We start from the raw sequence: 23,191 nt of genomic DNA on the forward strand, positions 1-23,191 counted from the left end.
AGAGTAATATCCATGAAGATTCTGAACATTCTTGTCAACCACACCGTAGAACCGTTGCGCAGCCATATTGTCCGTTACTTGCTGGATGCCGGCCACTTTGTCTACTTAATCGGTCTGAGCGACGCTGAGCGAACGCGCTGGACAGGTTCGCAGCACAACCTCTTTTGCTATTCCGACGTTGGCGATCAGCGTATCGACTATGAGCTCTGTCTCGAAGAAAGCGCCTCGGTGAGAGGCCCCATCGTCCGGTTAGCCGTTTTCGCCGATCGACAAAATGTGTTGTTCCAGATTCATGCTGAAGAAGACGGGAATATCAGGGCGTTAGCTGAGCGTGAGCTGCCGTGGCGGGAAGCCCGCCGAGCGTTGTCGCAGACGGTGTTGGGCGAGTTGTTCATCGATGGCGTGGTCATGCTCAGCCGTGAGGCGAAAGATCTGGATATTGCTCTGCCCGAAGGGCCAAACCGAGTTACGGATTGGCTGGTTGCCCAGCAGAGGGTACAGCAAGAGCAGCGAGCGCTGGAAAACGATGAACCGCGTTATGGCTGCTTCAACCTGAGGGATGAAGTGTCTGCCGTTAACGATGTTGCAGTGGTTCAACGGACCATCGATGGCGTTGCGCAGCCGCAACAGGCTTTGCTGTTGGCTTTCCAGTTGCAGTTTCTGCTCAATGCACGGCGGCCTGGGCTTTATGCTCTGCAATTGCAAGATAGGCAACGCAGCAGCAAAGTATTACGGTTACTCAACGGAACGGAAACATACCCCGAGCTCTCTCCTTGGTTAGTGCGGGTACTGCAGGGGGACCCGGCGAACCCATTCTACGAATCCCATCATGACGGCCGTTTTTTATCTGTGGTTGGCGTAGATGTCATCATGGATGAGGGGGAGGTCGACGCGGCAGCGGCCCCGATCAGGATCGTATGGAACAGCACGCGCTGTACGCTCAGTTTGCAATTTTACGGCGAAAACCCCTTTTTCGACGTTGTAGCCGCAAATATCGATGAGTTTATGGCGGCGCTCGCCACATTCATGCGTAATGAAGGGGATATAGATGCGTTGACCGGCGTGTCTGAAAATAGCTACCAACGTTATTATGCGAAAATTAATGCCACGCAATGTGAATATCCGAGACAGACTATCGTCGGGATGTTTGAACAACAGGCAAGGGCGCTTAACGATCACCCTGCAGTGATAACGAAAAATGAAACGCTCAGTTATCGAATGCTGCAGCAACAGGCCAGTCGCCTGGCCGACTATCTGCAACGGCAATATGGGGTAGCGGCAGGCGACAAAATTGCCTTGATGATGCCGCGTGAGGCGGAGTTGGCAGTATGCCTGATGGCCGTGCTTAAGCTGGGATGCGCCTATATTCCGATCGACAAAAATGCGCCCGTAGTGAGGACCTATTCTATTTTGGCCGATGCCCAGCCGGCGTTAATCATCGGTGCGCATGCTCAGTCAGCTGGCAGCCTGCCGCAAGGGCTGAGTTATTTGGATTGGCGTGAATATGCCGCTTCTCCTTTCGCTGGGGCCGACGGTTGCAACGAATTCCCCTCCCAGGCTGAGGCTTCAGCATTGGCCTATATTATTTACACCTCGGGAACGACAGGTAAGCCTAAAGGGGTTGCCGTAGAACATCGCAGCTTTGTGAATATCGCCAGCGATATTTCTCGACGCATGTCTGTGACGCATCAGGATCGTTTTCTGGCGATCACGACGTTGGCATTTGATATTTCAACTCTGGAAATATTTATGCCGCTCATGTTTGGCGCCACGGTGGTATTAACCGACCAGAAGACGTTGTTGGCGAATAATGACTTGCCGCACTTTATCGCGAGTCATTCCGTGAGCCTGATGCAGGGGACGCCTTCTTTTTGGCATCAGGTCGCGCAGCAATATGCCGAGACAACGCTACCCGTTCGGGCATTGTGCGGTGGGGAAGCGGTGCCGCATGCGGTGGCGCGTTGGTTGTCAGAAAACACCGAGCGTGCGTGGAATGTGTATGGGCCAACCGAAACGACGGTTTGGTCTACCGCGGATGAACTGTTGCCTGGGGTTGATAGCGTCACCATTGGGCGCCCGCTGGCGAATACCCAGTGCTTTATCTTGGACGAACGGCGGCGTTTACTTCCTCCCGGCGTGATCGGGGAAATGTATATTTCGGGGTTGGGCGTTGCGCGCGGTTACTACGGCAATGCGCGTCAGACGCAAGCAAGCTTTTTGCCGAACATATGTTCCAGCACGCCGTCAGCCTGGTTCGGTCGCGTCATGTACAAGACGGGCGATCGCGTGCGTTGTTTGCCCGACGGCAGATTTGAATACCTCAGCCGATGGGATAACCAGATAAAATTGCGGGGACATCGGATCGAACTGGGTGAAATAGAGTCGGTTTTGCGAACCTACCCCGGGATGCAGCAGGTTGTTGTAAATTTACAGCCGGCCAAGGAAGAACAACAGGCGTTCCTGGTTGCCTATTATCAGGCCAAATCGCCGGTGGCACGCCAGCAACTGCAGGATTATCTGGTGACGCTGCTTCCGGACTACATGCTCCCCAGCGCTTATATGTACCTGCCTGAGATCCCCTTGAATATGAATGGCAAAGTGGATCGTAAAGCCTTGCCGCAGGTACAAGCGCAAGATAAAGCGCATTACGTAGCGCCGGGAAACGAGTTCCAGCGATGCCTGTGCCAGCTATTCCAGGATGTATTGGGGAGCGAAAGCGGACGAATCGGCATTACCGACGACTTTTTTGCTTTGGGAGGCAACAGCCTGTCGGCCATTCGCTTGGTAAATCGCATAAACGGTACGCTTCAGTGCGATCTGAAAGTTAAAGATATTTTCGAAAGAAAAAATGTGGCCAGGTTAACGCCATTGGTGGCCGCCGGGCGCGGCAGTTTTCTTTACCAAGACTACCAGATTGCACAATGTGATGAGACCCATCTGTACCATCCTTTCCCGCTGAATAATGTTCAGCAATCTTATTATCTGGGACGAATGAAAAGTTTCGATCTCAGCGAGGTCTCTACCCATATTTATAATGAATTTGTTTTCGACCATATTGATCACGAAAAATTGGAGCGTGCCTATAATCAACTTATTGCACGCCATCCTGCGTTGCGCACCGTATTTGAAGAGGGAGAACAGCGATTTTTAAGTGCGGCAGCGCATTACAAAATAGGCTACCACCCCCTGAGAAATGAAGACGAGCTATTGGCTTTGCGCGCCGAGTACTCGCACAAGGTTTACAAACCGGATTGTTATCCGCTGTTCGATATTTTCCTGAGCGAGTATCAAGGGAAATACCTTCTGCATGTCAGCTTTGATGCCATTATCATTGACATGACCAGTTTTGAAATATTATTCGGCGAGTGGATTGCGTTATATCACGACGAAAATCTGGCGCTGCCGCCGCTGGATATCAGCTACCGCGATTATCAGCTGCAGTACGAGCGCCTGCGCGGTAGCGCATTATTTGAGCGGGCGCAGCAATATTGGCTGCAGAAAATCGATGATTATACGCTGGAGGTCGGATTGCCGCTGGCCGCGCATCCCGCCAGGATCGATAAGCCGAGCTTCCGGCGTTTGTCTGCGACGATACCCATGTCGAGTTGGCAAAAGATCGTCGACAAATGCCAGCGCTTCAATATTAGTCCGACCGCTCTGATCCTTGAGCTCTACAGCAGAACGTTATGTTATTGGTCTGGTCAAGAGAGCCTTTGCCTTAATTTAACGCTGTTCAACCGTTTGCCGTTACATTCTCAGGTCGAGCAAATTATTGGCGATTTTACCGTTTTAAGCCTGTTCAATTACCAACGTCAAAATGGCGTTGCGATGAGCGAACAGCTATCGGCTATCCACCGCACCTTGCTTAATGACGTCGATAATAATTTATTTGACGGCATTGACGTACAGCGTTTATTGAAACAGCGGCGGAATCTGCCCGCCAATACGGTTATCGCGCCGGTGGTGCTGACCAGCGTGCTTGGCATGAACAATAAAGCGAGCATGTTTGAATTGCCGCTTAATGAAGGATATCGCGGCGTTCAATACGCAATCTCCCAAACGTCTCAGGTGTGGCTCGACCATAAAGCCTACGAAAACGATGAAGGGTTCGTTGCCGAGTGGGATTATGTCGAACAATTATTTGATGAGAAAACCATCAAGGCCATGCACGAAGGCTATTGTTCTCTGATTCGATGGGTGGCAGAACACGATTGGGAAACCATGTCATTCCCGCAGCCTGAACTGCCGGCGGAACATGCGGAAGCGGTCATGCGCTGGAATGCCACGCAAAGTACGGTGTCGGAGCAAACGCTGCACGGGTTGTTCCTTTCCAGTCTGGAAACGCCGCAAACGGCCGAGCGCATTGCGGTGATCGAAACCGAAGGCGAACGCCACTTTACCTACGCCAGGCTGGAACAGGACAGCAACACGCTGGGGCGTGCGCTATTGCGGCATACCAAGGGCGAAAAGGGACGTATTACCGCTATTCTGCTGGAGAAAGGGTATGCGCAGGCCGTCTCAACCCTTGGGATCATGAGAAGCGGCGGCGCTTATCTGCCGTTGCACATCGAATGGCCATGGGAGCGCATACGCGACATTCTGCAGCAAGCCCGGTGCGATATCTTGCTGCTCTCTGCTCAGCAGCGTCATGACCTGGCACATGAGCTGTCGGCGTTGCCTTCGGATATCACGATTTTGGTGTTCGACGAGATAGTGGCGCCGGCGCAGGAACGTGCGTCGACGGAGGTTGCCTGGCCGATCGTCAGGGCTGACGATCTGGCCTACATTATTTTTACCTCTGGCTCTACCGGTAAACCGAAAGGGGTAGCGATCGATCACCAGGGGGCGGTCAATACCATCCTGGCTGTTAACCAACGTTGGTCGGTCGGTCGGGAAGACCGGATACTGGCGCTGTCCGAGTTGAGCTTTGATCTGTCCGTTTACGATCTGTTTGGCTTGTTGGCCGTGGGGGGCGGTGTGGTGATCCCTTCCCAGCGTGAGACCAAAGCGCCGCAAGCTTGGGTGGCCGCGCTGCGCCGACATAACGTGACCCTCTGGAACTCGGTGCCGCAATTAGCGGGCCTGCTGGTTGACGAAGTCGAACCTGCGACGCAGGCGCTAACCCGGTTACGGCTGTTCCTGTTGAGCGGCGATTGGTTGCCGCTCAATTTGCCTCATCGCCTGAAAACCCAATCGCCAGACAGCAAGATGGTGAGCCTGGGGGGCGCGACGGAGGGCAGCATCTGGTCCATTTGGCATGAAATCGATCGGGTAGACGCGAGGTGGAAAAGCATTCCTTATGGCGTCGCCATGCCGAATCAACAGATGTGGGTGCTGGATGAGTGGGGGAGTGCTTGTCCTTTCGGTGTAACCGGAGAAATACATATCGGTGGGCTCGGCGTTGCTCAGGGATATTGGCAGGCTGAAACGCTGACTCGAGAACGCTTCATTTATCATCCAACCTATGGACGCCTGTACAAAACCGGCGATCTGGGCCGCTGGTCGGCGGAAGGCTATATCGAGTTCCTCGGCCGAAGAGATGCCCAGGTCAAGCTTAACGGTTATCGCGTGGAGCTGGAGGATATCGAGAATAACTTGAGCCAATTACCTGGGATCCGGCAGACGATCGTGCGGCTCAGCGAGGGTGACCTCATGGCTTACGTTGTTCCCGAGGCGCAACAGCCGGTGCCGCTCTATTTTGCTAACCGCGACGCATTCGTGCTTTCGCTGCCGGCGTTACGTCAAGATCTGCAACCTTCGCGAGCGATACCCTATCCGTTGGATGAAGCGGTTTACCGTGCCCGCAAGAGCACTCGCCAGTTTACCGCGGAGGCGTTATCCGCCGAAACCATCAGCAGTCTGTACGAAGCGCTGCCGGGGTGGTTGACGCAACAGATGGCGCAAGAGGGAAGCGCGCTGCCGCCTGCGTCTTTGGCCGGGCTGTTGGCCGTATGCGCCGCTTTCCGTTCGCCGCAGCGCGCGTTGCCAAAATATCGCTATCCTTCGGCCAGCAGCCTCTATGCGGTGCAAGTGTATCTCGGGCTCCCGGCGGCGATGGGAGAATATGCCGCGGGTTATTACTACTACCATCCGCTGGAACAGCATTTGTACCAGGCAGAAGCGTCGGGAGAACACACCGGGCCTTATCTGGACTTGGTGGTTCGGTGGGAAACCATCACCGCGTTATATGCCGAGCGCGCATTCGCTTTGGCGCAGATAGAAGTCGGCCACATGTTGGCCTTGCTGACTGAGCATCTCCAGTCTTTGGGCGTCGCTTATTACGTCAAGCCCGCTGACGCCGTTTCACCTGACGAGGGGGCATTAGCGTGTCGGATCCACCTCGGCGTTTGCGCCGTCACTTCACCACCGCAAGTCAGCGTCGATTTCAGCGTGATGGAAAACGAGGGGGGAACCTATGTCGCTCGCGCGTCAGGGCGACACTATTGCCTCGGTGAGACCTCCGTGCTGGCCGAATCATCAGACGTGTACGGGGTGTTGCAGTCGTCTCAGGTGTTGTTGCAGGTCCATGGCGCTAAGAACGCGTGCCATTATCAGGCCAGTGGCTGGATGATGCAGCGATTTGGCGCGCTCGCCGCCCAGCGGCGAATTGGCGGCTGCATTCTTGGCGTCACGCCGGCCGAGGACACGTTGTGCAGCATGGCGATAGGGTATGTGCGGGCCGAGGATGAACCGGCCTTTGACGTTCCTGCGCTCACTGTCTCGATGACCCAGGCGATCAGACGGCATTTGGCGCGTCGTTTGCCGGACTATATGTTGCCGCAGCACGTTACTTTGATCCCGGAAATCCCCTTGTCTAACAACGGTAAGGTCGATACATCATGCTTGCCGAAAGTCGTCAAGCACAGCGAATGTCTGGCTCCGCGCAGCGATGATGAGATACGGATGCGCCGACTTTGGGCGGAGCTTCTGGACAAGCGTGAAGAGCGAATCGGTTGTGACCAAAGCTTCTTCACTCAAGGGGGGAATTCGCTTCTGGCTATGCGACTGGTACGCAAGATCAACCTCGCGACGGGAACCGAGATGCGTCTGGAAGACCTCTACAACAACAATACGATTCAGGAAATGGCGGCGTGGGTCGCCGGGCAACCTTGTGGCAACGGCAGAGAAGAAGGGGCGCTGTAATGATGTTGACGGATTTATTGAACAACCTGAAAAAAAATAACATTTTATTGTGGGCTAAAGCGGACGATCGGTTGGGTTTTTCTGTCGACAAGGATATCGGCTTTGATGCCGATCTGAAGGCTGAAGTGGCGGCACGCAAAGACGAATTGTTGACGCTGTTACAGAACAATGGCGTGACCAGCGAACAACTCGCGAAGGAAACGTCTTTTCTGAGGCTACCGCCAAGTAGCTGGCCACTTGCGCTGGACTCAATTCAGCAAGGCATGTATCTGCAAAGCGACATCGACGGCTTGCCGTATACCTATACGGTACCTTTGTTCATTGGATTGCCGCAGGTGGATATCGCGCGGTTGCGAAACGCGCTGCAAACCTTTTTACGGCATCAGCCCCTGTTGCGTCAGTCGATTGATAGCGATATGAAGCGCGTTTTTCTGGCGCCTGAGCAGTTTGCACTGGAAGTAGAAAGGATTTCCTGGTCCGAGCTGGAAAGTAAGAAACGGGCGTTGGCACAACAAACCTTCCCTATGCCGGAAGGGCAGTTTGCGCGCTTTGTGCTGCTGGTGCGGGCTGAGACGCAAGAGGCCGTTTTGGCGTGCGTTCACCATCATATGCTGTCTGATGCCCCTTCCGTCCAGCATTTTGCTCATCAACTGTTGAGTGCGTACGCCACACCGTCTGTATCGGCGCAGCCTGAAGCGGGGTACCTGGATTACTCCGCATATCAACAGTGGCGGGTGCGGCAAGATGATGTTCAGGCGTTCAGAACATCGTTGGCCGCCCGTTTGAATCAGGCGGAACCGCCGGCATTGCGACAGCGCCATCTCTCTGGCGTGGAGAATCGTGCCTTTGCCGTGCAGGCAGGATTGACGTCGGAGGTTGTCGAGCGTTTGACGCAGGCATGCGGCGAACGGGGACTGACGCTCTATTCTCTGTTGTTTACGACGTTCGCCCATGTATTACGGACCTTTAGCGGCCAGGACAGCGATTTCCCTATTGGACTGACAGTGATGAATCGCCCCGAGGCGTTCAGCCGCGCCATTGGGCCGTTTATCAGCACCCTGCCGGTCATCGCCGCATTGCGCGCAGACCAAAGCGTGTTGAGCAATGTCAAAAGCATTCAGCACGATATTTTGCAGTTGCAGGAACATCCGTGGGTGAACATTGGGCACTTGGCGCCGGAGATCGACGGTGGCGCGGTGCGCATCAATGAACTGGTTCAGCTGCTATTTACCTTCCATAACTTTGAAAACGGCGATATCGCCGTCCCCGGCGTGGAATATCGTCTGGAGTCTTATCCCGATCTGGCGGAAAAGTTTGGCATGTCCTTATTTGCCGCTCAACGAGACGGTCAAATCGATTTCACGTTAACCGCGGCGGAGAATCGTTACGAAGAGGACTACGTTCGCAATATTCTCGAGGCGTTAGTTTATGCGCTGGGCCAGTTTGATCGGCAATCCTGGGAGACGCCGCTCGAACAAATCGATTTAATCACGCCAGCCCAGCGTCGGCAGGTGCTGTCTGAATGGAATGACACGCGCTGCGATTATTCAGAAGATGAGCATATCGCGTCTTTATTGGAAGCGCAGGTAGCGCTGACGCCGGACAATATCGCCTGTGCGGATCGGCATCGGCAATTGACGTATCGCCAGTTGAATCTACAAGCCAATCAGTTGGCGGCCGCCTTATCGTCACGTGGGGTGGGGCATGGCGCCTGCGTTGCGCTGTGTCTGGATCGCAGCGTCGAGCTGTTGGTCGGTATTTGGGCGATCCTGAAATTGGGGGCCGCCTATTTGCCTGTCGACCCGGCATTCCCCGACGATCGTCTCGATTACATTCTACAGGATAGCCGGGCCGACGTAATTATCTGCCATCAGGCCTACCGACACCGGGTGGCGGCGCCAGGGCGGCGGCTGGTGGTGTTGGATGATGAATCGCTGCGCCACGAGCTTGAGTTGTTGAGCGATGAAAACATGGCGCGTCAGATATCACCGAACGATCTGGCCTATGTCATCTATACCTCCGGGACCACAGGGCAGCCCAAGGGCGTGATGTGCACGCACCGCGGTTTGATCAACCGTATCCAATGGATGAATAAATCCTATCCGCTGACGGCAGCCGATCGGGTGTTACAAAAAACGCCGTACATTTTTGACGTCTCCGTATGGGAACTGATTTGGGCCTCTCTTTACGGCGCCAACATCGTTTTTGCCGATCCGGATGGCCACAAGGACGCGGATTATCTGATTGAGCTGATCGAGCGCGAAACCATCACCGTACTGCATTTTGTGCCATCCATGCTGGCGGCTTTTACCGAGACATTACAGGGCATTCAACGCGATCGAAACGTCAGCTTGCCGAGCTTGCGCTACGTGTTCTGCAGCGGTGAAGAGCTCAAACTGACTCAGGTCAAAGGGATTAAGCAGTGTTTGCCTCATATCGCCCTGCACAATCTTTATGGGCCAACCGAAGCCTCCATCGATGTGCTGTATTTCGACTGTAACGATCCGGATATAGATAACGTCCTGATCGGGCGGCCGATTGATAACATGAAAGTGTTGGTCCTGGACAAAGGGCAGCGGCTTTTGCCGCCCGGTGCGGTGGGTGAACTCTACCTTTCCGGCGTCGGACTGGCGCGCGGCTATCTGAATAAAGCGGCGCTGACGGCGGAGAAATTCATCGTCAATCCGTATTGCACCGAATGGGATGAGCGGGCGGATGACTATGCCTGTTTGTATAAAACCGGTGATTTGGTGTATCAGCGGAATGATGGGCAAATCGTTTATGTTGGCCGCAATGATTTTCAGGTGAAAATACGCGGATATCGCATTGAGTTGGGTGAAATCGCCCAGCGTCTCGAAGCGTTTGACTTGGTGCGCCAGGCGGTGGCGCTGGTTTATCAACAGCCCCATCCCCGCCTCGTGGCCTATTACACGGCGCAGGCACCGTTGCCGGAGGCGACGCTACAACACTTTCTTGCCGCCGCCTTGCCCGAGTACATGGTGCCGGAGACCTTTATCTGGTTGAAAGAATGGCCCGTCACGGTGAATGGCAAACTGGATCGGCGTGCGCTTCCTGAACCGTCTCTGCCGGTCGTACAGGAACGTGTCGCACCGCAGTCGGAGAGGGAAGCGCAGATCGCCGCCATTGTTGCGGAAATGATGGGGATCGATGAAGCGCATTTCAGCTGTGAGGCTAACCTGTATCAGTTGGGGCTGGACAGCATCATGGCGATCAAGCTGGTGAGCAAATTGCGCCAGGCGATGGGCGTATCGATCCGGGTGAAAGACGTGTTCGCCAGCAAAACCGTGCATGCACTCCATTTACGTCTCGCTCAGCATCAGCAGCAGGTGATGATTGAAGGCAAACGGGAGCAGGGCGTATTGGTTGGCGAGTTGCCGCTGCTGCCTGTCCAACGCTGGTTCTTTGACTGCGCATTCCCTTATCCGAATTATTGGAACCAGGCGTTTCTGCTGGATGTGCCGGCGCTGGATGTCGAACGCCTGCGCGAAGCGCTGCACGCATTGATTCAACATCACGATGCGCTACGCCTGACGTTTACGTCTGAGGATTCGTCGCATTGGCGCCAAGGCTATCAACCGATGCCGGACGCCATCGAACTGCGGTGTCATCATGTCGAACGCTCGGCACCGCAATGGCAAGAGGCCCTGTCCGCCGTGCTGACCGAATGGCAAAGCGATATCGATCTGACCGACGGGCCGCTTTATCGTTTTGGTTATGTCACGGGGTTCGACGAGGGGCGAGCCCGTATTTTCTGCGCTTGCCACCATTTGGTGCTCGATAGCGTCAGCTGGGGCATTCTGGCCCGCGATCTGGCGAACGCCTACCACGGTGAAAGCCTTGGAGATAAGGGAACGAGTTATCGTCAGTGGACTGAGCACTTCGAGCAATATTGTGCCAATCACGCGGAAGAGGCGTCTTACTGGCGGGCCAGGATGGCGGACTACCGCCCCGTTGCGTTGCCGGCTGCGCGCGGCGCTACGATGGCATGCAGCCGCCTCGCGTTATCAATAAAAGTGACGCAGGCGCTGCAAACCGAGGGTTTACGTGCCTTCAATGCGAAAGTCGACGAATGTTTGCTGGCGTGTGCAGACGGCATGCTCGCTCACTGGTTTAACGGAGAGCTGACCCATGTCACCGTTGAAGGGCACGGACGCGAAGAGATTGATGCCACTCTGGACGTTCATCGTTGCGTCGGGTGGTTCACGTCACTTTATCCCTGTGCGCTCTCATCCTCTCCCGATCCGGCAATGCGTTTGCAGGCGGCCAAAGCGCAACTGCGCGGCGTGCCTCATCAGGGCGTAGGATTTGGCGCGTTTGCCCGTGAGCTAGGGTTGCCGCTGCCCAATGTTTGTTTCAACTACCTGGGACAGCTGACTTCGCCGGATGAAAAGGATTGGGCGCTGGTCATGTCGCCGGTCGGTGAGACGCGCCATCCTGACAACGGCTTGCCTTTCGGTATTACGCTCTTTAGCTACATAGAGCAAGGTCGGTTGCAGCTCGAAGTCGTCAGCGGTCTGTCCGGTGAGCAAAATCAACAGTTGCTGGAGGCCTGGGAGGCGGCTATAGACACGCTGATAGCGTGCTGTGAACGGCAGGGAAGAACCCAATACGGCCTTGGCGATTTCATCAATGTTGCGGATGAACGCGACTTACAGCATTTACCTCTGCAGGGCGGTGCCGAAAACGGCGACTGCTTTGCCATGACCGAGATTCAGAAAGCCTATCTGGTTGGGCGCTTTGAAAACTATGAGATCGGCAACGTCGCCAACCACATCTACAACGAGTTCGTGTATCCGCGCCTTGATGACGAACGTCTGGAGCTGGCGATTAACCGATTGATCGCCCTCTGTCCGGTGCTGCGCACCGTGTATGACGCGGAAAGCATGACTCAGCGCTTCATTTCGGTGTCGCAGGCCGGCCATTATGCCTTGGCGGTGAATGACCTGCGCCTCGACGATGAGGCTACCGCGCTGGCGCGCGTGCGCAAGCGCCTGTCCCATCAGGTCTATCAGGTCGACCGTTTCCCGTTGTTCACTTTTGAAATCAGCCGGCTGCGCGAGCGCGACGTGCTGCATATCAGTCTCGATCTGATTTTGCTGGATGTGCAAAGCCGTCTGGCGCTGTATCAACTGCTTAATGCGCTGTATCGGGGGAATGTCTTGCCGCCGCTGGCAACCGTGAACTTCAAAGACTACCAGGAGCATCTGGCCCATCTGAAGGCCTCCCGTTGGTATCAACGAGATTGCGCTTATTGGCAGGACAAGCTGGCCGATATGCCGCTGCGGCCAAACTTACCGCTCAAGGTACCGTCGGCCACGGTTGAACACCCGCACTTTGCAGAGCATACGCTATATATAGACAAACAAATTTGGCAGGATTTCAAACGGCAAGCGCAGCATTATCAGGTCTCATACTCGTCGGTATTGCTGAGCCTCTATGGCTACCTCATCGCGCGATATTCCGGCAACAGCGAGTTTCTCATTACCATGACGCTGTTCAACCGCTACGCGGTTTGCGAGGACGTAAACGACATTTTGGGTGATTTTACCTCGACCAACCTGTTCCACTTTCGCGATGCCGGCGAGGATCTGTTCACCACCATCGAGACGACGCATAAGCGCATGTGGGACGACATTCAGCATGCGTTGTACAGCGGGTTGGATGTGCAGCGCGATCTGGTGAAACTGCACGGCCTGGATCGCCATTCGGCGGTGTCGCCGTTGGTCTTCACTGGCGTCGTAGGGCAACAAACCGGCGATTGGGATAAACAGGCGTATCTGGAAGACAGCGAGGCGCGCGAGCAGCGATATTGGTGTGCGCAAACCTCTCAGGCTTGGATCGACCTGCAGGCTATTGAAGTCGATGGCCGCTTTATGAGCAAGTGGCTTTATGTCGAACAGCTGTTTGATGAAGAAACCATTGCGCATCTGAATCGCGCCTATTGCCGTCTGATCTCGCTATTAGCGCAGCAGCCTTGGGAAACGCCGGTGGGATGCGAAAACTATTTGCCTGAAGCGCAAAGAGAAATGATGCAGCGGGCAAATGCCGTCACTCAGCCTCTCAGTGAAGAAACCCTGTTCAGCGCGTTCGATCTGTTGGCGACGCAAGCACGGCATCGAGAAACTATCGCGGTGTATGACGGGGAAGCGGCGATCGGCATGACCTATGGCCAATTGAAACAAGACAGCGATGCGTTGGCGCAGCAGGGGATGGGCTCATCTGCGCCGCTGATTGCCGTATTGGCGGAAAAAAGCTACGCCCAGGTCTGTGCCTGTCTGGCGATCATGAAGGCCGGCAAGGGCTATCTACCGTTGCATGTGGAGTGGCCGGCGGGGCGCATCGCCGATATTTTACAACAGGCCGGTGTAGAACAGCTTTGGCTGACCCGGGCACAGTCGGCGCGTGTGGATATCCGGACACTGAGCGAAGCGGGTTATCAACTGCTGGTCATCGAGGATATGCTGGATGAGGCGACCGCTTTGCCACCGTGTTTCGGCTTGCCGCACGTCAGCGCCGCCGATGTGGCCTATGTCATTTTCACTTCCGGTTCCACCGGGCGGCCAAAAGGGGTCACCATCGATCACCGTGGCGCAGTGAATACGCTGCAAGCGGTAAATCGACGCCTCTCGCTGACCGCTGAAGATGCCCTGTTCGCGCTGTCTGAATTGAGCTTCGATCTCTCCGTCTATGACATCTTCGGCGCGCTTAGCGTCGGTGCGGAGATCGTCTTACCGGCTCAAGAGAGCGTAAAAGATCCGGAGCGGTGGTTGCCGCTGCTTGCTGAGCGTGAAGTCACCGTCTGGAACAGCGTTCCACAGCTTGCCGGGCTGCTGGCCGATGCCGTGGCACGGCAGGGATGCTCACTGCCAAGGCTGCGCGCATTTTTAATGAGCGGTGATTGGATCCCGCTGAATCTGCCGGAGACGTTGCGCACACTTTGGCCGCACGCTGACTGCATCAGCCTGGGCGGGGCGACTGAGGGCAGCATTTGGTCCGTTTGGTACCCAATAGAGGCGATCGATCCGGCCTGGCGCTCCATCCCTTATGGCACTGCGATGCCTCATCAGGCGCTTTATGTTTTGGATCCGCAGGGACAGATGTGTCCGGTTGGCGTGACCGGTGAGCTCTATCTTGGCGGGATGGGGGTGGCATTAAATTATTGGCGAAATCCACAGCTCACGGCGGAGCGTTTCATTTCGCACCCTCGTCACGGACGCCTCTACAAGACGGGCGATTTAGGGCGCTGGCATGCGGCAGGTTATGTCGAATTCCTGGGGCGCAACGACTTCCAGGTCAAGCTGCGCGGGCATCGCATTGAGCTCGGGGAGATTGAAAGCCGGCTTCTGCAATGCGGCGGGATCCACCAGGCCGTGGCACTGGTGATGGCGCAGCCGGCACCGATGCTGGTGGCTTATTACGTCGGCGAAGCGAACGCTGACGAGAAAATGCTCCGTTCGCGACTGGCTGAACAATTGCCGGAGTATATGGTACCGGCGCATCTTATCGCTTTGGATGCCTTGCCGCTGACGGCGAATGGCAAACTGGATCGCAACGCCTTGCCGCTACCCGCAGCCGAAGAGCAGGCGACTTATTGCCCGCCGCGTGACGACCGTGAACATCAACTGTGTCGGCTGTGGGGCGAGATCCTGCACGTGCCGGCGGATGAACTCAGTACCCAGGCGGATTTGTTCCAGTTGGGCATCGACAGTATCGCCAGTATCCAAATGGCGGGGCGGTTAAGGCGCGAATTGCAGCTGGATGTCACGCTGAAAGAGTTGCTGACGTATCGCACCATCGCATCGTTCTACGACACTCTGCTCGGCCGTCAAACCGTTGGCGGCATCCAGACCGTGCAGCGCGAAACAGGGGCCTTGAGCGGCGCAGTTCCGCTGCTGCCCATCCAGCAATGGTTCCTGGCACATGATCTGCCGCATCCGCAGCAGTGGAACCAGTACGGGCTGTTGGTGGCGCCTGGCATGACAATGGCCCGTCTGCAATGCCTGTTGCCGCGCCTCGTGGCGCAGCACGACGCGTTCAATCTGCGCTTCGAAAAAGATACCCAGGGAGAATGGCGCCAATGCTACCAGCCGCAGGCTGCGCTGCCGCCATGCCACGCTTTGGACATTCGCGCATTGTCGCTGCCGGAAGACCACCCGGATTTTGACGCCGCGCTGTTGCAGCGTTTTGCCGACTGGCAGCAGGCGTTCGATCTGCAGAGCGGGCCTTTGGCCGCGTTCGCCGTTCTTGAAGGGTACGCGGACGGCAAGGCCAGGGTGTTCGTCGCTTGCCATCACCTGATTGTCGATGCGGTCAGTCTGCAGGTGATCGTCGACGATTTACGACGCCTGAGCCAAGAGGAAACGCTGCCGGAGAAGGCCAGCAGCTATCGCCAATGGGTGAACCATCTGCGGCAACGTGCGCAAATTACCTCTCATGAACGTGAAGAGTGGCTGGGGCAATTGCCGGGCAGCGAAGTTCATGCGTTGCAAGCGCTGGGCGGAACCGCGACGACGCGTCATGCCCTTGCGTGGGGGGAAGGGCCATCCTGTCGCTTGATGCAGCACCTCGCCATGTTCGGCATGCAGCCGCAGGACATGGTGGCCTGGGCGGTTGGCCGCGTTTTGTATGATTTGACCGGACAAACCGCCTTTAGCCTATGGTTTGAGGGGCACGGTCGGCAAGCGGATGAGCGAACGCTGGATATCTCCAGGACGATGGGCTGGTTCACCAGTCGTTATCCCGTGCGTTTTAGCTATCAACGCGATGCCAGGGAGCATTTGCTCGCGGTGAAAAATAATCTGAGACGTTGGTCGCAGCGGGCGGAAAACTTCGGTGTCCTGTGTGGTTTGCCCGTGGTGAAAGAGGACGGCATCAGCATCAACTACCTGGGCAAGATGGAGGCGGCGGGAGACTGGGCGCTGGATCACCACTTTGTGGGGCTGCATCGCCATGCCTCCCAGGAAGGGACGCATCTGATCGATATCGTCGTGTTGAACGTTGGCGATCGTCTTGAATTGCGGGTCGAAAGCCGGCTGCGGGAGCATGACGCGGCCTGGTTGACGCAGCGGCTTATTCGAGAGTTGGAAGATGGCCTGGTATCAATGAATTGGCCATCCTGGCGTTGGTTAACCGAATCGGATGTCGATTTCGCCCTCCCGCAACCCCATCTGGATCGGCTGCAACATGCGCAGGCGGTTGATGCGGTCTTCATGGCCAATAGTCTGCAGCAAGGGATGTTGCACCATTCGCTGGCCTTTGGCGACGCCGATCGGGTGTATCGCGTGGCTACGCGCTGGGATTATCACTGTGCGATCGAGCCCGAGACGTTCAAGCGGGCGTGGCAATGGGTGCAACAGCAGTTCTCCTGCCTGCGGTTGCGGTTCGATTGGCGCGGTGAAATCGTGCAGGTCGTGGATCATGAAGGGCGCTTCCCTTGGCACGTCCATGACATCAGCCATCTGTCGCCTGAAGAGCGGGAACACGCCTTGCACAGGCTGCAGGAAAGTGAGCAGCAGGCCAGCTTCGATCTCCAACAAAGCGGACTGTACCGTGTCTGCCTGGTCAAACTGGCGGATGATCACTTCGCTTGCCTGTTCTGTGTACATCACGCCATCCTCGATGGTTGGAGCAGTCCGCTGCTGGTGGGGGCGCTGCATGACGCTTACCTGGCGTTTTCTCACGGACGTGAGCCGGCGGACAGACCGGATCTCTTTGCTTCAGTGCAGCGCTACATTCAACGGCATCGCGATAGGGACACGGATTTCTGGCGCGACTACCTGAGATCGGTCGACACCTCGCCGGATCTGAGCGGATGGCGCCGTCCGGATGCGGAGTCATCGGCGTTAGCAGCCATTAAGAGCGTCTCTGCTGCAGGGATTTGCCGCTGTGAACTGAGCGCCGAAGAGCGCCGGTGCGCGCTCGAAGCTGCCCAGCGCCAAGGCATGACCCTGAACGCCTTGCTGCAATACGCCTGGCACAAGGTGCTCGCACTCTACTCCGGTGCTGCCGTGACCGTGGTGGGCACCGTGGTGGCGGGAAGGATGCTGCCGTTGAATGGTATCGAAAACACGCTGGGCATGTTCCTCAATACGCTACCGTTGAAGGTGGAGCATCAAAGCGATGTGCCTCTGATTCAGCAGGCACATCGGTTGCAGCAAGATATTAATGAAGCCAATACCCGATGCCTGGTCGATCTGGCTCATCTGCAGCCTGCGGGCCAGCGCCTGTTTGACTCGTTGTTCATTTATGAAAATTACCCGCAGCCTGATGAAGACCGCCACCGCGAACTGCGTCATCAATTCGTCGGTCGCAATGAGCAGAGGGATTATCCATTGGTCGTCAGCGTGGAGGAGGAGCCGGACGTTCTGCTGATTAAGCTGGAATATGCGGCAGAGTACTTTGATGCGGCGATGATGCGGCAAGCGATGGCACTGTTAAAGGACATCGTCGGCCACATGGCGAAAGACGCGAGTACGGAGACGGTGGCGATAGCTCCGGTTTATTGTGAGCCGGAGCAACCTTTGATGCTTCCTGCGCCGGGGAATGCCGCTACCTTATCGCAGGTGTTGGCGCACTATGCATGCAGCCGGTCAGACGCTTCGGCGCTGAGTGACGGCGAGCGCAGCTGGAGCTACGCCCAGCTTGACGCAGAAGTGACGCAACTCGCCAATCTCATCGCCGGCCGCCTTGAGAAGACGCCGCACGCGCCTATTGCCTTGCGACTGCACAGCAAAGTCTTGACGGTCATGGCCTTGTTGGCGATAGGACGACTGGGCGCAGCTTATGTGCCGCTGGACAAAGACTATCCGCAGGAGCGTATCGATTTCATTCTGCGTGACAGCCAGGCTATCGCCGTATTGACGATGTCTGGGGATGAAGGGGCCGAGTACGGTATTCCGTCTATTCCCTTGTTCGGCACCGCGGGAGAAGCGCTGTGGCGCAAACAGGCCACGATGCCGACGTTCACACCTGCGGCGGAGAAGACCGCCTACATACTTTACACGTCCGGCACGACGGGTAAACCCAAAGGGGTTAGCGTGGGGCATGGGGCGCTGCTCGCCACATTGCGAGGTTTCTGGCAGCAGTACTTCCAGGGCAGGGAAGCGCTGAAAACGTACAGCATGACCAACCCCGTTTTCGACATTTTCGGTCTTGAATACGGTTTGCCGTTATTGAGCGGCGGCTGCGTTACCTTGGGAACTCACCATGTCACTGGGCTGGATTGCCGTAAGTTCGATTTCATCCAGTCAACGCCCAGCATGCTGGAAATTGTCCTACCGGTATTGCAGGGGGACGAGGAATGTTTACTTCTGGTCGGCGGTGAAAAGCTTGAGCCGCATTTGGCGCAGAAGGCCCTGGCTGTTTTCACGGGGCTCGTCAATGCCTACGGTCCGACGGAAACCTGCATTTGGTCAACCGGTAAACATTATCGGCGTGCCGCGACGGATCGCGTTTTAACGATAGGCCGCCCTTTGCCGGGAGAACGTTGTCTGGTGTTGGACCCGGCCGGCAGACCTTTGCCTGTCGGGGCCATCGGCGAGCTCTATATCGGGGGCAGCGGCGTGGCCGAGGGTTATCACAACCAGCCTGAGCTGACCGCCTCACGCTTTGTCTCACTGTCGTTTGCTGAGGGGATATGGTATCGCAGCGGCGATCGCGCGCGCATTTTGCCAAATCGTGAAATAGCATTCCTTGGGCGGCAGGATCAGCAAGTCAAGTTGCACGGCCATCGTATTGAGAAGGGCGAGATTGAGCAGGTTATATTGCAGCACGAGTCGATCTTGCAGGTTACCGTGCAAATATGCCAAGTGGCGGGGGATGGGAACGTCGGTCAGGCGTTGGTTGCCTATTATGTGGCGCAGGGCGAAATTAACGCCGGGCAGTTGAATGAACACGTCGGTCGACAACTGCCGGATTATATGGTGCCTGCCTATTGGATTGCGTTGTCTGCCTTGCCGCTAAACGCTAACGGCAAACTGGATGTGCGTGCGTTGCCGTCGGTTGACGCCGGTGAGGCATCACCAGCGGCGCAGAGCGAAATCGCTACGCCGCTGGTGAAGCAGTTGCAGGTTATCTGGCAAGAATTGCTCGGTTGCGAGGCGGTGGGCGTCAATACCTCGTTCTTTGAACTGGGTGGGAACTCCATCATGTTGACCCGGCTCTATGGCATGTTACCCGACCAGGTTCAGCAAAAAATCGGTCTGATAGATCTCTTCCGTCTGCCGACCATTGCCCGCATTGCCGCGCATATCGAAGGTCGCCAACATGAAGCGGCGCCGGCACCGACGACTGGACCGATCAATGCCCGGGACGATATCGCCATTGTGGGGATGGCGGGCCGTTTCCCAGGCGCGCAAACGCTGGCGGCATTCTGGCAACGGTTATGCGATGGCGAGGCGTTTATTACGCATTACTCGCGCGAGGCGCTGGCGGCATCGGTTGACTCCGCACTGCTGGATCATCCGCATTATGTTCGCGCCCAGGGGATGCTCGACGATATCGATCGCTTTGACGCCGATTTCTTCGGCTGTACGGCTCAGGAAGCGCGTCTGATGGATCCGCAGCAGCGAATTTTCCTGGAATGCGCCTGGCATGCTTTGGAAGATGCGAACTGCGATCCGCAGCGCTTTGCCGGTGATATCGGCGTCTATGCGGCCATCGGCAACAGCAACTACGAAAGAGACGTTGTTCTACCGAACATGCCTCAGGCTGATTTGATCGATCATTACCAGTTGATGATTCATAACCAATCCCACTTCCTGGCGACAAAAACGGCGTACAAGTTGAATTTGACCGGGCCGGCGATGACGATCCAAACGGCTTGTTCATCCTCGCTGGTCGCTGTTCATCAGGCTTGTCGCGCCTTGCAGGCGGGCGACTGTCAGGTCGCATTGGCAGGCGGCATCTCCATTGGTCAATTAGCGCGCGGTGGTTACCTGTACCAGCCAGGGATGATCTTCTCACCTGATGGTCACTGCCGTCCGTTTGATGCGCAAGCGGCGGGAACCATTGAAGGACAAGGGGTAGGTGTTGTCGTGCTGAAACCTTTGGCGCAAGCGCTGGCGGACGGTGATGCTGTGTATGCCGTTGTGAAAGGGTCGGCCGTAAATAATGACGGGCGGGATAAAATGGGATTCACTGCGCCAAGCGAGAGCCGTCAACAGGCGGTGATTGCCAAGGCATTGGCCGATGCCGATGTCACGCCGGCGGACATTTCCTATGTCGAAGCGCACGGCACCGGCACGCCATTGGGCGACCCTATTGAAATTGCCGGGTTGAAAGCGGCCTTCGCCGGACAACAGGCGGAACACGCCTGCGCAATCGGCTCGGTGAAAAGTAACCTGGGGCATTTGGATGTCGCGGCAGGCATCGCCGGCTTGATTAAAACGGCGTTGTGCCTGCAGCATCGCACGTTAGTTCCCACGCTACATATGCAGCGTGAGAATCCGGCATTAAAACTGGCTGAAGGGCCGTTTTATGTGAATGTTGAAACCCGCAACTGGGAAAGCGCCACAGGGCTCCGCACCGCCGGCGTCAGCGCTTTCGGCATTGGCGGCACCAACGCGCACGTTATCCTTCAGCAGGCGCCGAACACGCCGACAACCGCACCTCAGTCCGCTCAGCGCAATATGCTTTGCGTTTCTGCGGCGGATGACGCAGCTCTCGAACGGATGAGTGAGGCTTTGGCCGATCATTTGGCAACGCATCCTGAGCATTCGATGGAGGCGGTTGGCTATGCCCTGATGGCGCAGCGACACCGCTATGCATGCCAACGGTGGGTATCCGGAGATTCACGGGAAGCGGTCGTCGCGCGGTTGCGCGAGAAGGGCGAAACGATGGCCCGACCTGCGTTCGAGGCGCAGGTGGCCTTTATGTTCCCGGGCCAGGGCGCACAATTCGTCGGCATGACACAGGCGTTATATGACGCCGAACCGCAATTCCGAGTGGAGGTCGATCGTTGCCTCGCATTGCTCGAGCCGATGATGGGCGGTGAAATAACGCGGGAAGACGTATTGGCGAACGGGGAGAGCGTACACCACACCGCAATCACTCAAGTGGCGCTGTTTGTGTATGAATATGCGTTGGCGCAGTGGTATCGCTTCCTCGGTGTTGAGCCGACGGTGATGATTGGTCATAGCCTGGGCGAATATGTTGCCGCATGTATCGCCGGCGTATTTTCACTGGAGGATGCGCTCAAGTTGATGCTCAAACGCGGTGCGCTATTGGCGCACACCGCACCGGGGGCGATGCTGGCTATCAAACAGTCGGCGGAGGGCGTAAGCGAACAGGCTGCCGCGTTGGGCGTCGATATCGCCGTCGTTAATGATTCGGGAAGCTGTGTCATTTCCGGCGCGGCGTCGGCAATCGCCTCTTTGCAGGCGAGCTTGATCGCCCAAGGGGTATCTTGCCATCCGGTTAAGGTTTCGCACGCGTTCCATTCGCGTTTATTGGAGCCTGTGTTGGCAGAGTTTAAGGCCGCGCTGCAAGAAATTGCCTTCAACGAGCCGCAGTTACCGTTTATCTCCAATTTGACCGGCCAGTGGGCAACGGCGGAACAGGTTTGTCAGCCCGAATATTGGGTGCAGCACCTGCGGCATACGGTGCAATATGACGCCGGCCTGCGTACCTTGCTTGAACGCCGTGCCGATGACAACTGGGTATTGCTGGAAGTAGGGCCGCGTCAAATTCTGAGTACGTTGGCGTCGCGCCATCCGGCATTGGGGAATGCGGCCGTTGTCGTTTCTTCACCGCGCAACGCTACGGATGAGCGGCAGGCTGCGCAGATGCTGTGGCGTTCCGTTGGCGTGCTGCATATGTCAGGTGTGGAAATCAACCAGGAGCGTTTCTGGCGGTGTACGGGGCAAGCGTCTTTGCGTCTACCGGCATATCCTTTCGCGCCTCAGCGGCATTGGTTCGGTGTGATGAATTCACCCGCTCATTCGCGGCCGGCCCCGGTTCCGGCGGAGGCAGCCGTGCACCAAGGAGATATGCAACAACGGGTGGCAATGTTGTTCAACGAGGTTCTGGGGTGTGAGTCGGTCGATCCACAGCGCGGGTTCTTCGAACTGGGCGGCGACTCGCTGAGCGCATTGCAACTGATTGGCCGCCTGCAAAAAATGACCGGTATACGTCTTGAGCTTATGGCCATGGAACAGCCGAGCGTCGTGCAAATAGCGCAATCGCTAGAGGCTCATGCGACAGCGAAGCCTCAGGGCGAAAGCGGTTTGGTGAAGCTGCGCGACGGTGAGGATGAGGGGATGATGCCACTTGTGTTGATCCACCCCATCGGCGGCGACATCTATTTCTACCGGGAGTTGGCTCAATGCTTGGGAAGCAGCAGAACGATTTATGCCATACGTTCACCTCTGCTGAATGGCTCGGGCGCCTTCGAGAGCATCGAACAATTGGCGGGAGAGTATCTGGCTTTGCTGAAGCCGCATCTTGAGCGAGGCGAATGTTGCCTGGCCGGTTCTTCGTTCGGCGGTATTATCGCGTTTGAAATGGCGCGGCAGTACCAAGAGGGAAAACATGTGTCTCTGCCGGTAGTGATGATTGATTCCCCAGGACAGGGAAATCTGCCTGCGGCCATGACGGATGAACAGATTTTGGACTACCTGCTTTCATTTGGCCTGGTGTCACTGGACATTGATTGGGATGCCTGGAAGGCGATGACCCAAATGGCGGATAAAATCCATTATTTATCTGAGATCACCAAAGGAACTGCGGCCGAAACGCTCTTTTCCTCGGCGTTCTTACCTCGTTACTTGAGCACCTGGCAACGGCATAACGTGATGATGCAGCGTTACCACCCGCATGCGTTGATGAGTGATGTGCTGTTTTTCTCTCACCGTGAGGTGATTGCAGATTTTCCTGAAAATCAAAGCAAGTTCTGGCATCCCTGGGTGTTGGGCCGCTTCGAGGTGCAGGTAATTCCGGGGAACCACCTGACGATGAACGCGGGAGAAGGCGCGGCAATGATGGCGGAAAAAATGACTTCGTGGTTAGGGCATTGGACGCTGGCTTGATG

The 23,191-nt window shown here is 56.4% G+C and carries 2 protein-coding genes; both read left to right on the forward strand.

The features are described 5' to 3' along the window. Positions 1 to 12: 12 nt before the first annotated feature. On the forward strand, positions 13 to 7,143 hold the full coding sequence (locus tag ACJ8HA_RS02730; RefSeq protein ID WP_442515192.1) for an amino acid adenylation domain-containing protein: 7,131 nt from the start codon (positions 13 to 15) through the stop codon (positions 7,141 to 7,143). Beyond that, a complete protein-coding gene (locus ACJ8HA_RS02735) occupies positions 7,143 to 23,189 on the forward strand; it encodes an amino acid adenylation domain-containing protein (protein ID WP_442515193.1) in 16,047 nt (5,348 codons plus the stop codon). Before ACJ8HA_RS02730 ends, ACJ8HA_RS02735 begins: the two co-directional genes overlap by 1 nt. Positions 23,190 to 23,191 lie beyond the last annotated feature (2 nt).

The organism is Serratia sp. CY33802 (genome assembly GCF_052169095.1).
Classification (GTDB): domain Bacteria; phylum Pseudomonadota; class Gammaproteobacteria; order Enterobacterales; family Enterobacteriaceae; genus Serratia; species Serratia bockelmannii.